The 17,624-nt window shown below is 65.9% G+C and carries 10 protein-coding genes; all 10 read right to left on the bottom strand.

Translation table 11 applies throughout. The features are described 5' to 3' along the window. Nucleotides 1-26 precede the first annotated feature (26 nt). Entirely contained in the window at nucleotides 27-2,078 is a 2,052-nt protein-coding gene (locus CYJ07_RS03420; protein ID WP_104202269.1) for an alpha-1,4-glucan--maltose-1-phosphate maltosyltransferase, read from the bottom strand. Nucleotides 2,079-2,135: 57 nt separating this feature from the next. After that, a complete protein-coding gene (glgX, locus tag CYJ07_RS03415) occupies nucleotides 2,136-4,340 on the bottom strand; it encodes a glycogen debranching protein GlgX (RefSeq protein WP_104202268.1) in 2,205 nt (734 codons plus the stop codon). 42 nt (nucleotides 4,341-4,382) lie between these two features. After that, complete coding sequence (locus CYJ07_RS03410; RefSeq protein ID WP_104202267.1) at nucleotides 4,383-5,135, bottom strand: DUF2934 domain-containing protein; 753 nt, start codon at nucleotides 5,133-5,135, stop codon at nucleotides 4,383-4,385. Between the two features lies 1 nt (nucleotide 5,136). Next, on the bottom strand, nucleotides 5,137-7,929 hold the full coding sequence (gene treY, locus CYJ07_RS03405; protein ID WP_104202266.1) for a malto-oligosyltrehalose synthase: 2,793 nt from the start codon (nucleotides 7,927-7,929) through the stop codon (nucleotides 5,137-5,139). After that, on the bottom strand, nucleotides 7,922-10,039 hold the full coding sequence (malQ, locus tag CYJ07_RS03400) for a 4-alpha-glucanotransferase (protein WP_104202265.1): 2,118 nt from the start codon (nucleotides 10,037-10,039) through the stop codon (nucleotides 7,922-7,924). Before malQ ends, treY begins: the two co-directional genes overlap by 8 nt. Then, entirely contained in the window at nucleotides 10,036-11,832 is a 1,797-nt protein-coding gene (gene treZ, locus CYJ07_RS03395; protein ID WP_231489520.1) for a malto-oligosyltrehalose trehalohydrolase, read from the bottom strand. The genes malQ and treZ overlap by 4 nt, the downstream gene beginning before the upstream one ends. Nucleotides 11,833-11,846: 14 nt before the next feature. Beyond that, nucleotides 11,847-13,466 carry a glycogen synthase GlgA gene (glgA, locus tag CYJ07_RS03390; RefSeq protein WP_104202263.1) on the bottom strand — a complete coding sequence of 540 codons (1,620 nt, stop codon included), beginning with the start codon at nucleotides 13,464-13,466 and terminating at the stop codon, nucleotides 11,847-11,849. Between the two features lie 548 nt (nucleotides 13,467-14,014). Then, complete coding sequence (locus tag CYJ07_RS03385; protein ID WP_104202262.1) at nucleotides 14,015-14,662, bottom strand: ATP-binding cassette domain-containing protein; 648 nt, start codon at nucleotides 14,660-14,662, stop codon at nucleotides 14,015-14,017. Continuing rightward, on the bottom strand, nucleotides 14,662-16,353 hold the full coding sequence (locus tag CYJ07_RS03380) for an ABC transporter permease (RefSeq protein ID WP_104202261.1): 1,692 nt from the start codon (nucleotides 16,351-16,353) through the stop codon (nucleotides 14,662-14,664). Before CYJ07_RS03380 ends, CYJ07_RS03385 begins: the two co-directional genes overlap by 1 nt. Next, nucleotides 16,353-17,558: an ABC transporter substrate-binding protein gene (locus CYJ07_RS03375; protein ID WP_104202260.1), complete on the bottom strand. Its 1,206-nt coding sequence runs from the start codon at nucleotides 17,556-17,558 to the stop codon at nucleotides 16,353-16,355. The genes CYJ07_RS03380 and CYJ07_RS03375 overlap by 1 nt, the downstream gene beginning before the upstream one ends. Between the last annotated feature and the right edge of the window lie 66 nt (nucleotides 17,559-17,624).

The following is a 17,624-nucleotide window of genomic DNA, read 5'->3' as shown; positions in this document are numbered from 1 at the left end:
GTACTCTCCCTGCATTCATCGAGTGGCTAGCGGACCGGGCGAATGCGCCAGATGGCGTATGGTAGATGCGCCGGATCGAGGCGCATCGACTGCCACTTGCCATGCCATGTCCAGCGATGTCCGCTCATGAGATCTTCCCCGTGTAGCGCCGCATCGTCGGGTAGTCCGAACTCCCAGAGAGGGAGCTCGAAGGTGCCCTCCTGGGCCTCGAACGGATCGAGGTTGATGGCGACGAGAATGAAGTTATCCCGCGTCTCGGTACGCTTGCCGAAGAACAGCAATCGGTCGTTGTGCACCGGATAGAAGGCAAGCCCGAGGTGGGTCTGCAGCGCCGGATTCTCGCGGCGAATGCGGTTGAGCTGGGCGATCTCGTAATTGATGTTGCCGGGCGCGGTGTAGTCGCGCGGACGGATCTCGTACTTCTCCGAATCGAAATACTCCTCCTTGCCCGGCACCGGTTCGCCCTCGCACAGCTCGAAACCCGAGTACATGCCCCAGGCGCCTGAGCCCATGGTGGCCAGCGCCGCCCGGGCGAGGAAACCGGGACGCCCCGAGGACTGCAGGAAGTAGGGATTAATGTCCGGCGTATTGACGAAGAAATTGGGGCGGAATCCTTCGCGAAGCGGCGACTCGTTCAACTGGGTAAAGTACTCGGTCAGCTCCGCCTTGGTATTGCGCCAAGTGAAGTAGGTGTAGCTCTGGGTAAACCCCAGCTTGCCCAGGCGCAGCATCATGTTCGGTCGCGTGAAGGCTTCGGAGAGAAAGATCACCGAGGGGTCGCGGTCCCGAATATCGGCGATGAGCCACTCCCAGAAGGGCAGCGGCTTGGTGTGGGGATTGTCGACGCGGAAGATCTTCACGCCCTCGTCGACCCAGCCCTGCACCACGTCGCGGAGCTCGATCCAGAGGGATGGAATCGCGTCCTCGGCATAGAAATCGACGTTGACGATGTCCTGATACTTCTTGGGCGGATTCTCCGCATAGCGGATAGACCCGTCGGGACGCCAGGAGAACCAGCCCGGATGTTCCTTGAGCCAAGGGTGGTCCGGTGAGCATTGAATGGCGAAATCCAGCGCGATCTCCAGGCCGTGTTCGGCTGCAGCGCGTACCAGAGCGCGAAAATCCTCTCGCGTGCCCAGTTCAGAATGAATCGCTTCATGTCCTCCCTCCTCGCTGCCGATGGCATAGGGGCTGCCGGGGTCGTCCGGCCCCGCTTCGAGCGTATTGTTGGGCCCCTTGCGGTGCGTACGCCCAATGGGATGAATGGGCGGGAAATAGAGCACGTCGAATCCCATGTCGCGAATCATGGGCAGGCGCCGGTGGACGTCGTTGAACGTGCCGTGGCGAAGGGGGTCGTCGGTTTCCGAGCGGGGGAACAGCTCGTACCAGCTCGAGAAACGGGCCTTGAGCCGCTCCACATCCAGCGGATAGAGAGCGTCGCTGCGGGTCAGGTGCGGTCGAGCGTCCGCTTCGTGCATCAGCTGCGCCGTGTCGCCATCCAGCAACAGGGCGACCCGTTCGGCATCGGACTCGAGCAGCTGGAAGCGTTCGTGGATGGCTTCGAGCGCCTCCCTGAGCTCGCCTTCGCTGCGCTCGATCGCCCGCACGACCTCCCGTCTGCCCTCCTCGAGCTCGAGGTTGACCGGCACGCCGGCCTGATGTTTCTTGGAGAGTTCGTAGCGGTAGGTGGCGTACGTATCCCACCAGGCTTCGACAAGAAAGCGATGCCGCCCGATATCCCGGGGCGTGAAGCGTCCTTCGTAGATGTCCAGGCCCGGCGGCTGTGTCGGATGCATGGGCTCGCGGTGCTGACGACCTTCGGCGTCATACCAGCACACCGCGGCTGCCAGTATGTCGTGGCCGTCGGCGAAGATCCTCGCCGTCACGGAAACCGGCTCGTCGACGATGGCCTTGGCCGCGAATCGTCCATGGTCCAGGGCCGGCTGTACCGACTCGATAGCGATACGAGGCGCATGAACAGCCGCCAGGACTTGGCTCCGATCCCGCTCCTGCTCCTGCTCCTGCTCCTGCTCCTGCGCTGGGTTGCCGACTGGCGCCGTATACGGAGTTGAACTCATCGCATGCTCCTCTTGTGTCGCAGCTCTCTCGACCAGCAGATGAACTTCTGACGAATTTCAGGCCTCGCTATCCACAGGACCGGTCTCCTGCAGCAGCTCGAACAGGACCAGCGAGCGCCCATCCAGCGCGTATTCTTCTCCGAAGTCGCAATGCTGGAACTCGTCGTCGAGGTGCCGGCCGGTATCGAGCCGGCACACCCAGCCGATGCCGCGGGGCACCTCGGGCAGGCGGAACGCGTTCGGATCGGGGCTGGCATTGAACAGGATCAGCAGCGAGCGGTCGTCGCCGGCACGCCGAATGCCCGAGGGGCGTGCGCGCCCGTCCAGCAGCACCCCGAGACTGCTCGCCTCGGGGTCCTCCCAGCGCTCGACGTCCATCTCGCTGCCGTCGGGGGCGAGCCAGGTCACCTCTCTCAGTCCCATTTCCTCGTTATACTCGCCGGACAGGAAACGGCCGCGGCGCAGAATGGGATAGTGCAGGCGCAGAGTGATGAGATGCCGGACGTACTCGATCATTGCGTGTGCGTCACCCTCGAGGTTCCAGTCGAGCCAACTGATCTCGTTGTCCTGGCAGTAGGCATTGTTGTTGCCTTGCTGGGTGCGCAGCATCTCGTCGCCAGCCAGCAGCATCGGCGTGCCCTGCGAGAGCAGCAGGGTCGCCAGGAAATTGCGGATCTGGCGCAGGCGCAGCGATTGGATGCCCGGGTCGTCGGTGGGGCCTTCCTCACCGTGGTTCCATGACAGGTTGTGGTCATGGCCGTCCTGGTTGTTCTCGCCGTTGGCATCGTTGTGCTTGTCGTTGTAGGCCACCAAGTCGTACAGCGTGAAGCCATCGTGGGCGGTGACGAAATTCACCGAGGCGAAGGGGCGTCGGCCGCGGCGATCGAACAGATCCGCCGAGCCCATCAGGCGCGAGGCGAATTCGGCCAACTGGCCCTGATCGCCGCGCCAGAAGGCGCGCGTGGTGTCGCGGAAACGGTCGTTCCATTCCGCCCAGCCCGGTGGAAAGCCGCCGACCTGATAGCCGCCGGGACCGCAGTCCCAAGGTTCGGCGATCAGCTTCACCTGGCTCAGGACCGGGTCCTGGCGGCAGGAGTCGAGGAAGCCGCCGCCCTCGTCGAAGCCATGGGGTTCGCGGCCGAGGATCGTCGCCAGATCGAAGCGGAAGCCGTCGACGCGCATCTCGGTGGCCCAGTAGCGCAGCGAGTCGGTGACCATCTGCAGCACCCTGGGGTGACTCAGGTTCAGCGTGTTGCCGGTGCCGGTGTCGTCGATGTAGTAGCGCGGTTCATCGGGCAGCAGGCGGTAGTAAGTGGCGTTGTCGATGCCCTTCAGCGACAGGGTGGGGCCGAGCTCATTGCCTTCCGCGGTGTGGTTGTAGACCACGTCGAGGATCACTTCGAGTTCGGCGGCATGGTAGCAGGCCACCATCTGCTTGAACTCGTTGATGTTATCGCCCGAGAGGTAGCGCGAGTGGGGGGCGAAGAAGCCCAGCGTGTTGTAGCCCCAGTAGTTGCGCAGTCCCTGTTCCAGTAGACGCTGATCGTCGAGGAAGGCGTGGATCGGCAGCAGCTCTACCGACGAAACGCCCAGCGAGTGGACGTAGTCCACCACCTCGTTGACCATCAGCCCGGAGAAGGTGCCGCGCAGCGCCTCGGGAACCGAGGGGTGGCGCATGGTGAACCCGCGCACGTGGGTCTCGTAGAGCACGGTGCGGTCCCAAGGCTGCTGGATGCTGCGCGCCCGGCCCCAGGTGAAGGCGGGGTCGATCACGCGACAGCGCGGCATGAACGGCGCACTGTCGCGTTCATCGAAGCTGAGATCGCCATCGGGGTGGCCGATGGTATAGCCGAAGAGGGCTTCGTCCCAGCTAAGCTCGCCGACGATCTGTTTGGCATAGGGATCGAGCAGCAGCTTGTTGGGGTTGAAGCGATGGCCCGCTTGCGGCTCGTAGGGGCCGTGGACACGATAGGCATAGAGCTGACCGGGGCGGGCGTCCGGCAAATAACCGTGCCACACCTCGTCGGTGTACTCGGGCAGCTCGATGTGCTCGAGTTCCTGCGTGCCGCTTTCATCGAACAGGCATAGCTCGACCTTGGTGGCGTGGGCCGAGAACAGGGCAAAGTTGACGCCCAGTCCATCCCAGGTAGCGCCCAGTGGAAACGGCCACCCTTCGCGTATACGGGAGCGGCGAATCACACCGGGTTGCTCATCCGTGGCCACGGCTCGCTCGCTATCTTTCGCGCCTTCCCTCGTGTTCATTGCGTTCGTCCTTGATGCCTTGGGCGTCTTGCCCCGTTTCGCTCAATCTTTGGATTTGCTCTTGCCGCCGCGGCTCGGCGTCTTGCCGGCCTGGGACGCGGTCGACGATTTCTTCGTTTTCGACTTGGGCTTCGTCTCGCCCTCGACGGCTTTGGCGGTGCGCTTGCCCGACTTGCCGCGACCACCGGTCTTGCCCGGTACCTGCGAGGTGTCGGTGGGGTCGGGCGCGGTCAGGCCGTCGTCGTCGCGACGCGGCTGGCGCCGGCGGCGCATGGTGGCGGATTCCTCCGGCAGCGGCTCAAGCGGCCCCGCCGCGGGCTCGGGCGAGCTCGCCGCCGGCTCCGGGCCGCCGCGGTTGGCGGTATCCTGGTCCTGGGCGCCGGTGCTCGTCGCTTCCTCGGCCGGAAGCGGGCGGGTCGAGGCTGCCGTGGGCTCTTCACTATCCTCGGCCGGAGGCGGGCTGGCGCGATCCTGCACCGGCGTGTCCTGCCCCGCGACCTTGTCGTCGCGGTAGGGGATCTCGTCGAAATCGGGCTCGCCGTCCGGCGCATCCAGCGGCAAGCGATTTTCCTGAATGCCCACCTCGTCGTCCTCGAGCGGCAGGTCGTCGTCGAGAATCGGTGGCTCGTCGACCGGCTCGCCGACTTCCTCCAGTTCGGCATCGATGCCTTCGGCCTCTTCGGCCGCAACGATCCTCAGTGCCATGTCCCAGTGGCGCTGCTGCTGTCCTTCGGGGCGTCCTTCGGATTCCCAAATCTTGTAGGCCAGGTTCCGTACGCGTTCCTCGTCAGCCATCCTAGCTCTCCCTTCGCAAGTGCATGTCTCGTACATAGACGCCGACGGGCAGTTCCGTCAGCAGTTCCGTGACGGCAGCGCTGCCTTTCTCCACTCTCAGCGTGGTATCGGTCAGCGCACTTTGCCAAGCGCCACGCCCCTCATCGGGCAGCTCGATACGGGTATTGCCCCAGCGTTGCGGTGGAACATGCGGGTGCTCGGCTTCCTCCAGCAGTGCGCTCGCCAGGCGCGGAACCACCACCAGCAGCTGGCTTTCGCCATGGCGGCGCAGGAACGCCACCAGCCGCTCGCCGTGCTCGCCATCGGCGCGCAGTTCGCGGTAGTCGCCATGTACGAACAGGTCGCGCTGGGCGTGGCGCAGCGCCAGCAGCCGCTCGATGAGGGCCTGCTTGATGCGGCCGTCCCGCCAAGTAGCCAGTGCCGCGACGGGGTCGCACCCTTCGTCGAGCGCCGCCTGCCGTGCGGCGTGATCGACCGGGCGTCGGTTATCGGGGTCGACCAGGCTGTAATCCCAGAACTCACAGCCCTGGTAGAGGTCCGGTACGCCGGGTAGCGTCAGGCGCAGTGCCGTCTGTACTAAACCGTTGAGCGCGCCGGGCAGATCGAGTTCACGCGCCGCCGCCTCGATCTCCTCGCAGCGCTCGGGTTCGGCGAGCAGCCTTTGCAGATAGTCGCGGCAGGCCGCTTCGTAGGTCTCGGCGGGCCATAGCCAGTGGCTGCGCAGCTTGGCCTCGCGCAGCGCTTTCTGCTGCCACTGGGCCATGCGCTCGGCGAAGTGCCGCATGGCCTCGTCCTCGTGGCGTTCCAGTGCTGGCGGCCAGGCGCCGAGAAGCATTTGGTAGAGAATCAACTCGTCGCCGGGCGAAGGTGCGGGACCTTCGGGCAGCGCTTGGCGCAGCGGTGAGGCCAGGTCGCGCCAGCGTTCTAACCGCGTGGCGAAAACGGTGGCGTTCTCGCTGAGCGCGGCCAGGCGGGCGCGCACGTCCTCGCCACGCTTGTGGTCGTGGGTGGCGGTGGCGACCAGGCCGTGGGGAAAGTAGCGCGCGCGCCAGGCGTTGGCTGCATGGAACTGTCGGGGAGAGTGACTGAAGTGCTCGCCGTCGAAGCCGACGTCGTTGCGCGAGATCAGCGGAGCGCAGCGATAGCCGGCGGTATCCTCCACCGCCTTGGCCGCCACTGGCGAAGTGAGCTGCTGGAAGCGCACGATGGCGCGCTGTCGTAGCCAGCGTTCGGTGGCATCCTCGGCATCGGCCGGCGCCTCGCCGCCGAGGCAGCGTTCGAGCCACTCCAGCACGCCGATATCGGGTGGGCTCAGCTCGCCGCGGGCACCGGCCATGGCCTGGTCGAAGAAGGGGGCGTCGAGTTCCGGGCGACCACCGTCGTCGGCATAGGTGCGGTAGACTGGAAAATGCACGATCAGCGCTTCCAAGGCGCGTCGAATCGCCGCCAGGGTAATATCGCGCGTCGCCAGGCGATGCCGGCTCACCGCATGCAGGGCGCGACAGCAGGCGTCGAAGTCGCTGGCGAGGATGCCGGTGAGCACCTCACGCCGGGCCCGGTGCACCTCGCCGGGGAAATCCGCATCGCGATCGCTGACATCGCGCCACAGGTCCCACAGCGGTTCGGCACCGGCCGGATCGTGCTGCAGCGCGGATATTTCGTTCATCGTTTCATAGCCGGTGGTGCCGTCCACTCCCCAGTCGCGATGGAGGGTCTCATCGGCGGCGAGAATCTTCTCGACGAAGATGGCCACGTGGCGTACGACGCCGGCCGGCCGCCGCTGCTGCAATTCGCCGACGCGAGCCCGCAGGCGGCGACAGTAGCCGCGCGGATCCGCGAGGCCGTCGACATGATCGACACGCAGTCCGTCTATCCAGCCCTGCTCCACCAGGCGCAGCGGTAGGGCATGCACCGCCTCGAAGACCTCCGGTTGCTCGATGCGCAGCCCGCCCAGCTCGGCGATATCGAAGAAGCGCCGCCAATTGATCTCGTCGGCGCCCGTACGCCACCAGGCCAGGCGGTAGTGCTGGCGCTCCAGCAGGCTGTGCAGGCGGATCGCGCCGGAAGGGGTCGCGCCGTCGAACAGCGTCAGGGCTTGCTCGAGCGCCTGCGGGGCGCCTGGCGTTGCCAGCGCCTGGCGCAGTTCGCGACGACACTCGTCGACGGCGGTGTAGGCGTCGTCGCGCTGCTGCAGGGCATCGAATTGCGGCGCCATCTCCCACAGCGCCTCGTGTTCGGCCAGGCGCAGAATTTCGCCGTAGTAGCGTGGATCGATGGGAAAGCGATGCTCGTGGTAGGCGACGTGAAAGGCCATTGACTCCGGCGCGTGCCGTAGAGCCAGTTCGCCCGAGTGCAGCGCCTCGCCGTAGGGCGCGCCGAGAAAAGGCAGCAGCAGCTTGCCGGCCAGCAGCGGATCGGGGGAGTGCCAGTCGATATCGAAGTAGTCGGCGTAGGGGCTGTCGCTGCCCCAGGTCAGAACGTCCTGCCACCAGGGATTCTCCGAACCGCCCACGGCCACATGGTTGGGCACGATGTCGAGAATCAGCCCCATGCCGCGCTCCCGCAGTCGGTTTACCAGTCGCTCCAGCGCCGCTTCGCCGCCGAGCTCGGGGTCGATGCGGGTCGGGTCGATCCCATCGTAGCCATGCGGAGAACCGCTGCGGGAGGCCTGCAAGGGCGAGGCATAGAAGTGACTGATGCCGAGCCTGGCGTAGTAGTCGATCCACTCGGCAGCATCGTCCAGGGTGAAACCACGATGGAACTGCAGGCGCACGGTGGCGCGAATCTCACTCATCGGAGATTACTCCCTCGTCATCGCTCCGTGATGTCCGGCGGGCCGCGCTCAGGGTCGCCAGGCGCTGGCGCACCTCGCCGGAGGCCAGCAGGGCGTCGGCATCGTCCGTCCAGCGGCGCCGCCAGTTGGGATGGGCTTCCAGGGTGCCTGGCAGGTTGGCTTGCTCTTCCAGTCCCAGAGCGTCCTCCACCGGTAGCAGTGCAAGGGGCGATGGCGTGAGGCCAAGCTGACGGGCGCAGGCATCGAGGACCTTCGAGGTCCCCAGGTCGGCGGCATCGAGCGTGTCCGCCGCGGCGTGACCGTCGAGCAACCCCAGGGCCCGAGCCAGTCGAGCACGATCCGCCCGGCGCCCGGCATGCTCGCCGCGGGCATCCTGCCCTTCGGCGAGCAGCCCGAGGCGGCTGCGCCACTCGATGTCGCGACCGGCCCACCAGCCGGCCACCGTGGGCAGATCGTGGGTCGAGGTGGTGGCGACGGCGCTGGACGACCACTGCGGCGGTGGCAGGAATTCGTCCTCGTCATCGCGCTCGAACCACAGCACGCGGGTGCCGAGGATGCCGCACGCGGCGAGCCGATCGCGCAATCCGGGGGGAACGGTGCCCAGATCCTCACCGATGACGATGGCTTGATGACGCCAGGATTCCAGCGCCACCAGCCGCAGCAGGTCGTCCAGGGGGTAGCGCAGGTAGCCGCCTTCGGGAGGCGAGGCACCATGGGGCACCAGCCACAGGCGCAGCAGACCGAGAATGTGGTCGATGCGCAGTCCGCCGGCATGGGCGAAGCCGGCCTGTAGCATCTCGATGAAACCGGTGAAGCCGGAATTCACCAGCCCTTGGGGGGAGAAGGGTGCCAACCCCCAATCCTGGCCATGCACGTTGAAGGTATCGGGAGGGGCGCCGATCGACAGGCCTTCCAGCATCTCCGACTGGCGGCTCCAGGCCTGGCTGCCGGCCGCATCGGCGCCGACGGCCAGGTCGGCAATCAGGCCGACGGGCATGCCGGCTTCCTTGGCCGTGGCTTGGGCGCGACCCAGCCCGTCACTGGCCAGCCACTGGAGGAAGGCGTGAAAGCCGACCTCGTGGGCGTTCTCTCTGGCGAAGCGAGCGACCTCGGGGTTGTCGGGATCACGCAGCGCCGCGGGCCATTGGCGCCAGTCGCGCTCCGCCCGGTGCTGCTGAAGGGCCTCGAAGACGCAGTGCGCCTCCAGCACCTGGCCGGTGTAGGTCCGAAACGCTTCCAGGTCCCGGCGCGCCTGCGTTGCGTCGTCATCCTCGCGCCCCATCAGATCGTCGTACAGCTCGCGCAGCCAGCCGAGCTTCACGCGTGCCGCCCGGGGCCAGTCGATTCGGTCGTCCGCTTCCAACTGTGCCATGGCCTCGCCTGCCTGGCAGCGATTGATGGCGGCCTTGACCGAGGCTTCGCCGAGCCGCGTCTCGGGCGCCGCATGCAGAGCGTTGTAGAGCAGGCGGCTCGAGGGGGAGTAAGGGCTGTAGCGGGTGACATCGGCGCTGAACATGGCGTGGGTCGGACTGATACCCAGTGCCGCGGCGCCGGCGTTGGCCGCGTGCTGGGCGAGCCGCTCCAGTGCCAGGGTATCGCCAATGCCACCGTCGCCGGGACGGCGCAGGGCATAGAGCTGCACTGCCAGCCCCCAGAGACGCGGACGTTCGTCACGACTGGCATCGGCCGGGGTGAAACAGCGCGGTGGTGCGACGGCCAGGGTCAGCTCGGTTTCTGCGATGCGCAGGCGATGGTAGCCGGCCACCCCGACCGGCGGGAGGCGGCCGCGGCCGTCGAGCCGATCGTGCAGCAGGTCGCCCTGTTCGAGGCACAGGGTGAACTCGGTGTCGGCAGGAAGCGGCGAGGGCAGGTCGGTGGCAATGCCACGCTCGGCGGTGATCAGGGGTGGCCACTGTGCCGGTGACTGAGGGCCGCGCAGCCGCTCCAGGCTCGCCTTGATTGCCTCGGCGCTATCGGCCGGATAGCCGAGCCGTGCCAGCAGTTCGCGCTGGGTGGCGGTCGAGAGACGCTGCGGACGCTCCTCGCTGTCTTCCCACTCCACCATCAGACCGGCGGCCTCGGCGAGTTGCAACAGGCGTTGCTCGTTCATGCACTCAACTCCTCGTCGCCTGGCTCGGGGCGCAGCCATACCGCCGCACTGCGAGCGGGAAGGCTGCCACTCTCGGCCGACACCGCTACGCCTTCGTGGGTCTCGTACAGGCAGCGACCCACGCCGAAGGCGCTGGTGGCGGCCGGCCGGTCGCCGAGGTTGACGGCGATGACCAGATGGCTGCCGTCGTTCATGCACCAACGCGCGACGACGGCGTCGAGTCCCAGCGCTTCCGCGCCCAGGGCGCTGGCACCGTCGAGTCGGGGCACGACCTCGGCCTGGCGGATCGTGAGCAGGTGCTGCACGAACGCCAGCCATTTAGCGTGCGACGGTTCCTCCTGGGCGTCGAAGTCGGGCCGGGACGCCTCGAAGGTGTCCGCTGCGTTGGGATCCGGAATCGACTCGCGCATGACCGGATCCTGGAAGGCGCTGAACTCGGCGAACTCGGCGCGACGACCTTCGCGTACCGCGCGGGCGAGTTCTTCCCGATGATCGGTGAAGAACAGGAAGGGTTGCGTGCTGGCCCACTCTTCGCCCATGAACAGCAGCGGCACCATGGGCGAGAGCAGCAGTAGCACCGTGGCCGCCTGCAGTGCTCCGGGCTCGGCGAGCCGCGTCAGCCGCTCGCCCAGCGCGCGATTGCCTGTCTGGTCGTGGTTCTGCAGGAAGGCAACGAAGGCGGTGGGCGGCAGGTGGGCACTCGGCGTCCCGCGTGGCTGTCCGCCGCGGGTGGGCTGGCCCTGGAAGATGAAGCCCTCGCTCAGGCAGCGAGTCAGCCCTTCGACAGGGTTGTCGGCGAAGTCGACATAGTAGCCCTCACGCTCGCCGGTGAGCAGCACGTGCATGACGTTGTGCCAGTCGTCGTTCCACTGGGCCGTGAAACGACCTTCCTCGAGCAGGTCGGCGTCGTTGTGCTCGTTTTCCAGCACCAGATGGATGTGCCGGTTCGCGTCGATGCGGGTCCGCAGGGTCTCGGCCAGCTCGTCGAGGAAGTCACGCTCGTAGATGGCATGCACCGCATCGAAGCGCAGGCCGTCGAGGTAGTACTCCTCCAACCACATCAGCGCATTGTCGAGGAAGAAGCGACGCACCATGGGGTGGCGGAAATCGATGGCCGGCCCCCAGGGCGTGTGGCGATCCTGCTGGAAAAAGGACTCGGCATAGCGGGGCAGGTAGTTGCCGTCCGGCCCGAAGTGGTTGTAGACCACGTCGAGAAAGACCATCAGGCCGAGGCCATGCGCTTCGTCCACCAGTGCCTTGAGATCCTCGGGACGGCCGTAGCTCGAGGCCACGGCATAGGGCAGCACCCCGTCGTAGCCCCAGTTGCGGTTGCCTGGGAACTCGGCCACCGGCATCAGCTCGATGGCGGTGACGCCGAGCCGGGCCAGGTAGGGTAGCCGTTGGCGCACCCCGTCCAGGCCGCCCCAGGCGCCGATATGCAGCTCGTAGAGTACCGTTTCATGCCATGGACGCCCTCGCCAGTCGGAGTGCCGCCAGGCATGGCGATAGGGATCGACGACGACGCTCGGTCCGTCGATGCCGCCGTCCTGGGCGCGGGCGGCCGGGTCAGGAACGGTGATGCCATCGGGCGCATCGCCGAGGAAGGTGCGATAGCGGTAGCGTGCGCCGTGTTCGCACGCCGCCTCGCCGACGAAGTGCCCGTCTCCCATGTGCGTCATGGGGACGGGCTCGAGGCCTTCGATCTCGACATCGACTCGATGGGCGCTTGGGGCCCAGAGCGAGAAGCGGGTCCACTCGGGACCCATGACCTGCGCGCCGAAGGTGGGTTGCAAATTCTCTTCTCTGCTCATCCTGCGGGCTGTACCTCGTTATGGGCTTCCTCGATGAGTTTCCGGTAGAGCCGGGTATAGGGAGCGATGGACTGCCGCCAGTGGTAGCGCCCCGTCATGGCCGCGCGGCGCATGGCGTAGAACAGCTCCGTCGCGTGATAGGCGGAGAAGGCCTGCTGAACGGCCTGCATGAAGCTGCCCTGATTGACCTCGTCGAACAGGAAGCCGGTCACGCCATGTTCGATGGTGTCGGCGAGGCCGCCGGTGCGGTGGGCTATCGGCAGTGAGCCGAATCGCTGGGCGTACATCTGGCTCAGTCCGCACGGCTCGAAGCGCGACGGCATCAGCAGGAAGTCACTGCCGGCATAGATGCAGCGCGCCTCTTCCTCGTCGTAACCGGCGTAGACACCCACGGCACCGGGGAAGCGCTCCGCCAAGCGGTCGAGCTCGGCCTCCACCCGGGGTTCGCCGCTACCGATGAAGACGAGCTGGCCGCCCGCCTGGACGATGCTCGGCGCCGCTTCGATGACCAGATCCACGCCCTTCTGATGGACCATGCGCGACACCATGGCGAACAGCGGGCCGGAGCTGGGCACCAGGCCGAAGCGATGGCGCACGTACTCGGCGTTGGCGCGCTTGCCGCGCCAGTCGTTGGCCGAGAAGGCCTGGACCAGGTGCGCGTCGGTACGCGGATCCCAGGAGTCGTCGATGCCGTTGGGGATGCCGCTGAGCCGGCCCTGCTCGGCCTTGCAGCGGAGCAGGCCATCGAGACCGCAGCCGAACTCGGGTGTGGTGATCTCCTGGGCATAGGTCGCGCTCACCGTGGTCACGTGGGAGGCGTAGACGATGCCGGCCTTCATGAAGGAGAGCTTGCCGTAGTACTCCACGCCTTCGATATGGAAGGCCTCGGGAGGAATGCCAAGCGGTTCGAGACGCGAGGCGTCGAATAGCCCCTGGTAGGCCAGGTTATGAATGGTGAACACGCTGGGCACTTGCTGCCCGCGCCAATGCAGATAGGCTGGCGCCAGGCCACAACCCCAGTCGTTCAGGTGCAACAGTCGGGGCTGCCAATCCAGCCCGGCGTGGCCCGAGGCGATCTCGGCGGCCGCCAGCGACAGCCGGGCGAAGCGTAAGTCGTTGTCGTCCCAGCCGTCGCTGCCGTAGCCGCCCGGACCGGTGCCGTAGGGGCCGCCTTCGCGCTCATAGAGTTCGGGGCAAATCAGTACGTAGAAGACCAGCCCATCGCTGCAGATGATCTCGCCGATATCGCAGGCAGGCAGCTCGGCGTAGGCGGCGACATGACCGACGACGCGGATATGGTGGCCGGACTGCCATACCTCTCGATAAGCGGGAATCAAGATGCGGACATCATGATGAGCCGCTAGTGCACGGGGAAGAGCTGAAGATACGTCACCGAGTCCACCGACCTTGACGAAATCGGCCACTTCGGAAGTAACGAAAAGGATGCTTTGTGATGGGAAATGTTGCGATTCGTTGCTGCGCCTGAATGACGAGTCGTTGTCGCTTCCGCTTACATAGTCATCAAGAATTGAAGCGCCGGAAGTAGAGGAGATCTCCCGGCCGACTCTGTCACTCTTTGTTTCAGTGTTGAAACCCCTTAGCGCCACGTTTCCCATGGCCGACCTCCCTGTATGTCATGATGAACGCTGTCTTATTGACAGCCTTCTACCCTGTCCGGGTTCCGCGAATTTGCGATCGAAATTCCCCTGCGGCAACCATTGTGCGGACAGTGTGGACCGTTAAGGCCTTGAATAGATATAGCCTAACTATGCGAATCAGGCGAAGGAAAAGGAGGCGCCAAATCGTGCAGTCCAGGCATCCTCATTGCCAGCTTTCGGCTTTGATAGGGAAGTGAACGGAGGCTGGAGATATTAAACGGCAATTTTTGTCGCTTTTTGGCTCAATGAACGACGTATCCTGAATAAATTGAACCGCATTCGCTCTGTGCCGAACGAAGCAACCCTATCTTCATGTCCCCCTGCGACGAGGAACGTCGAGGAAATTGGTCGGAAGCAAAAGGGAACTTTAAGCCAATTGATGAGCGGTTATTGGTGAGTTGAAGCAAGAAAAGAAGAGCGAACACTGTTTTATTTATACGCAGCACCGAAACCCGATGCAGTGGCTCGTGTGTGACACCGTTCGTCTGGTCTCGACTTCTGATGGTTCATCTTCCTCCACTCAACTCGATGACCGCACCTGCGACTGCATTGGCGTCTTCCCTGTCGTGCGTTACCAAAAGGCTCGGCAGGCCGGCAGCCTGCAGATGCGAGAAAGCGAGGCGCCGCATCTCGTCACGCAGCTCGGTGTCGAGTTTGGAGAAGGGTTCGTCGAGCAGTACCGCGCTGGGAGCCGACAGCAGCAGGCGCATCAGGGCGACGCGTGCCTTCTGGCCGCCGGAGAGGGTGGCCGGATCTCGCTCGCCGTAGCCCGCCAGGCCCACGTCAGCCAGGGCCCGCTGGATATGTTCCGCTCTGTTGGACATGCAGCGGGGCAGGCCGAAGCGCAGATTGCCGGCAACCGACAGATGCGGAAACAGCAAGGGGTCCTGAAACAGCAAGCCAATCCCACGATGCTCCGCTGGTAGCTCGGTGATGTCGTGGCCACTCAGGACGACGCGGCCACGTGCCTCGAAGGCGGGCGGCAGGAAGCCCGCGAGAAAGGCGAGCAGGGTCGATTTTCCTGAGCCGGAGGGGCCCATCAAGGTAAGTGTTTCGCCGGGGCCGACGGTGGCGTCGAGCGCGACCATGAGCTTGCCGTCCAGACGGATCTCGATGTCTCGCAGCTCCAGCGAATGAGGCGCTTGATTGTTCATTACGCTCCTTGCAGGCCGCGGCGATTCGCCCATAGCAGGCGGGGAATGCCGATGGCGATGACGAAGCCGATCAGTGGCAGGCTTGCCTGGACCAGCGCCCAGACCCCGATCACGCGGCGGTTGCCGCCGGCGGCGAGGGATACCGCCTCGGTGGTGACGGTGGCGATACGGCCGGCCCCGAGCAGCAGAGTCGGCAGATACTGGCCAATGCTGACGGCAAGCCCCACGGCGGCGGCAGTGAGCAGTGGCGCCAGCAGCATGGGAAGCCGTACTCGCCAGAAGGCACCGTTGGGCGAGCTCCCTAGGGTAAGGGCGAGCTGCGACCAGCGCGGATCGAAACGGCGGTAGGCTTCCGACAGTGACAGGAACACGTAGGGCAGCACGAACAGTATATGGCCGAAGATCACCAGCCCGAGTCGGTGTCGTGTACCCAGCGTCTCCATCACCACGACCAGGCCGAACAGAAAGGCAATCTGCGGCACGATCAGGGGCAGGTAGAGCAATCCCAGGGCCGAGAAGAGTCGCCCCTGGGCCGGGTGGCGGTCACTGCGCTGTTCGTTCTCCAGCGCCGCGAGCGTCAACGCCAGGGCGACCAGCGTGGCACAGATAGCGACGATCATCGTGGCTGTCGCCGGTCCCGTAAGCGATGGCAGGGCGCGCAACCAATGCACTGCGGTGAAGCCCTGGGGCAGGGCGTCAGGAAACCGCCAGAAGCCCGCCACGGAATTGAGCGCCAGGCCGGCGAGGCCGGCGAAGGCGGCGAAGGCGGCGAGCAGGATCAGGCTCTTGCCCGCCAGGCGCAGCGGCCTATCCGCACAGCTTCGCGAACCTCGCTCGAGCCAGTGGCGTCCCAGCCGGGCGACGAGCCGTTCCAGGCACCACCAGGTGAGCAGCGCTGAGGCCGTGACGCCGAGCTGCAGGACGGCACCGGCCGAAGCCATGAAGCGCCGGCTCAGGTCGGGGTCGTGGTACCAGTCGAGAATCGACACGGCAAGCGTCGGTGGCAACGTGGGGCCGAGGATAATGGCGACGTCCACCACCGAGGTGGCAAAGGCGATCACCGCATAGACCGGCAGGCGTATCAAGGGATAGAGCGCAGGGGCCACTACCTTGAGCCAGGCCGTCGTCGGGCGGTAGCCGAGCGAGCGTGCCATGGCCACGTGCCGGCCGGGGTCGAGCTGCGGCAGGGCGGCGAGGCACATCAGCAGCAGGAAGGGAATCTCCTTGATTACCAGCCCCAGCATCAAGGCGAGTCCCCAGGGATCCTGGACGATGAGCAGGTCGGGTGGACGCTCCCAGCCGGTCAACTCCGGCGAGAGCAGCCGCGCCACCAACCCTGAAGGTGCGATCAGAAAGGCCAGGCCGAAGGCCGCGGCGGCGTGGGGAAGGGAGAGCAGCGGCGTCACCAGCTGCTGAATCCAGCGATCCAGTCGGCTGCCCGACACGCCGGCCAGGAACGCCAGCACCACGACGAGCGATACGGCCGCGGTGACCAGGCCGCTGGCGAAGCTGACCGCCACCGAGCGAGCCAGCCCCGGCTGGGCGAACAGTTCATGCCAGGGTTCGAGGCTCAAGCGCTCGCCGCCCAGTGCCGGCAGGTAGCCGAAGGCGGGCAGCAGTGCCATGGCCAGCCCGGCGAGTATCGGGCCGACCAGCAGCGTGACGATCAGCGCCGGGGCGAAGCGCAGCATCAGGGCGCGCCGACGTATCGCGCCTGCCAAGCTTCCTGCAGCGTTCCCATCCAGCTCGGGTGGGGTTCCGGCAAGGTCTCGGCCAGGGCCTCGGGGGCCAGCAGGGCGGGGTTGTCGGATGCCTGTTCGAAGAGGGCGCGGCTACCGTCGTCGAGGCGTACCACGTCGAGCACGGTGGGGTCGCCCCACACCGAAATATCCTGCTTGCGCGCCTGGGCCTCGGGCGAGAGCAGGAAGTTTGCCACCGCCATGGCGCCTGCCTTGTGTGGAGAATTGAAGGGAATGGCGACGAAGTGCACGTTGCCCAGGGTGCCGCCGTCGAGCACGTAGCTGCGGGTCGAGGCGGGCAGTTCGAAGTCGGCCACGGCGGCGGCAGGCTCAGCCGGGTTGAAGGTGAAGGCAAGCGTCAGCTCGCCGTCGGCCATTAGGCGGCGCATCTCGGGGCCGGAGGCGGGGAACTGCCGGCCGCTGCGCCACAGATGGGGGTGCAGGGCATCCAGATATTCCCACAGGGGCTCGGTGACGGCCTCGAAGTCGCTCTGTGCCACCGGGGAGTAGAGCGCATCGGCATCTTCGGTCAGGGCGATCAGCGCCTGCTTGAGGAAAGTGCTGCCGAGGAAGTCGGGAATGCGCGGATAGGTAAAGTGTCCGGGATGCTCTTCGGCCCAGGCAAGGATCTCCGCCATGCTTCCTGGCGGATCTTCCCCGAGCGCCTCGGCGTCGTAATAGAAGGTGATCTGCGCCTTGCCCCAGGGCGATTCGTAGCCCTGCGTAGGCAGCGTGAAATCGGTCACCACTTCAGGGTTGTGCTCGGGCCGGGTCAGTGTGAAGTTCGGCAGCCGTTCGGCGAAGGGACCGAAGAGCAGGTCGTTCTCGCGCATGGCGGCGAAGTTCTCTCCATTGATCCAGACGAGGTCGACGCTGCCGTCGTCGTGGTTGTCGGCACTGTATTCAGCCAGCACTCGGGAGACGGCGGAGCCGGTGTCGTCGATCTTGACGTGCCGGAGCTCAATGCCGTGCTCGGTGCGTACGCGACGCGTCACCCAGCCGATGTAGTCGTTGACGCGCGTATCGCCCGCCCAGGCGTGCCAATAGACGGTCTGGCCTCGGGCCTCGTCGAGCACCGCTTGCCAGTCGTCGGCCTGAGCCGGCAACGGGGCGCCGAGTGATAAGGCGAGTATCGCGGTGAACGTGCGCTTGGGCATCGTCGCGCTCCTTCTCGATGGTTTCGGCCGTGCCGTGAATGTCCCCTGTGCGCGCGGCGCTCCGCT

The organism is Billgrantia saliphila (assembly GCF_002930105.1).
Taxonomy (GTDB): domain Bacteria; phylum Pseudomonadota; class Gammaproteobacteria; order Pseudomonadales; family Halomonadaceae; genus Halomonas; species Halomonas saliphila.
This window is presented reverse-complemented; position numbering and strand designations above follow the sequence as displayed.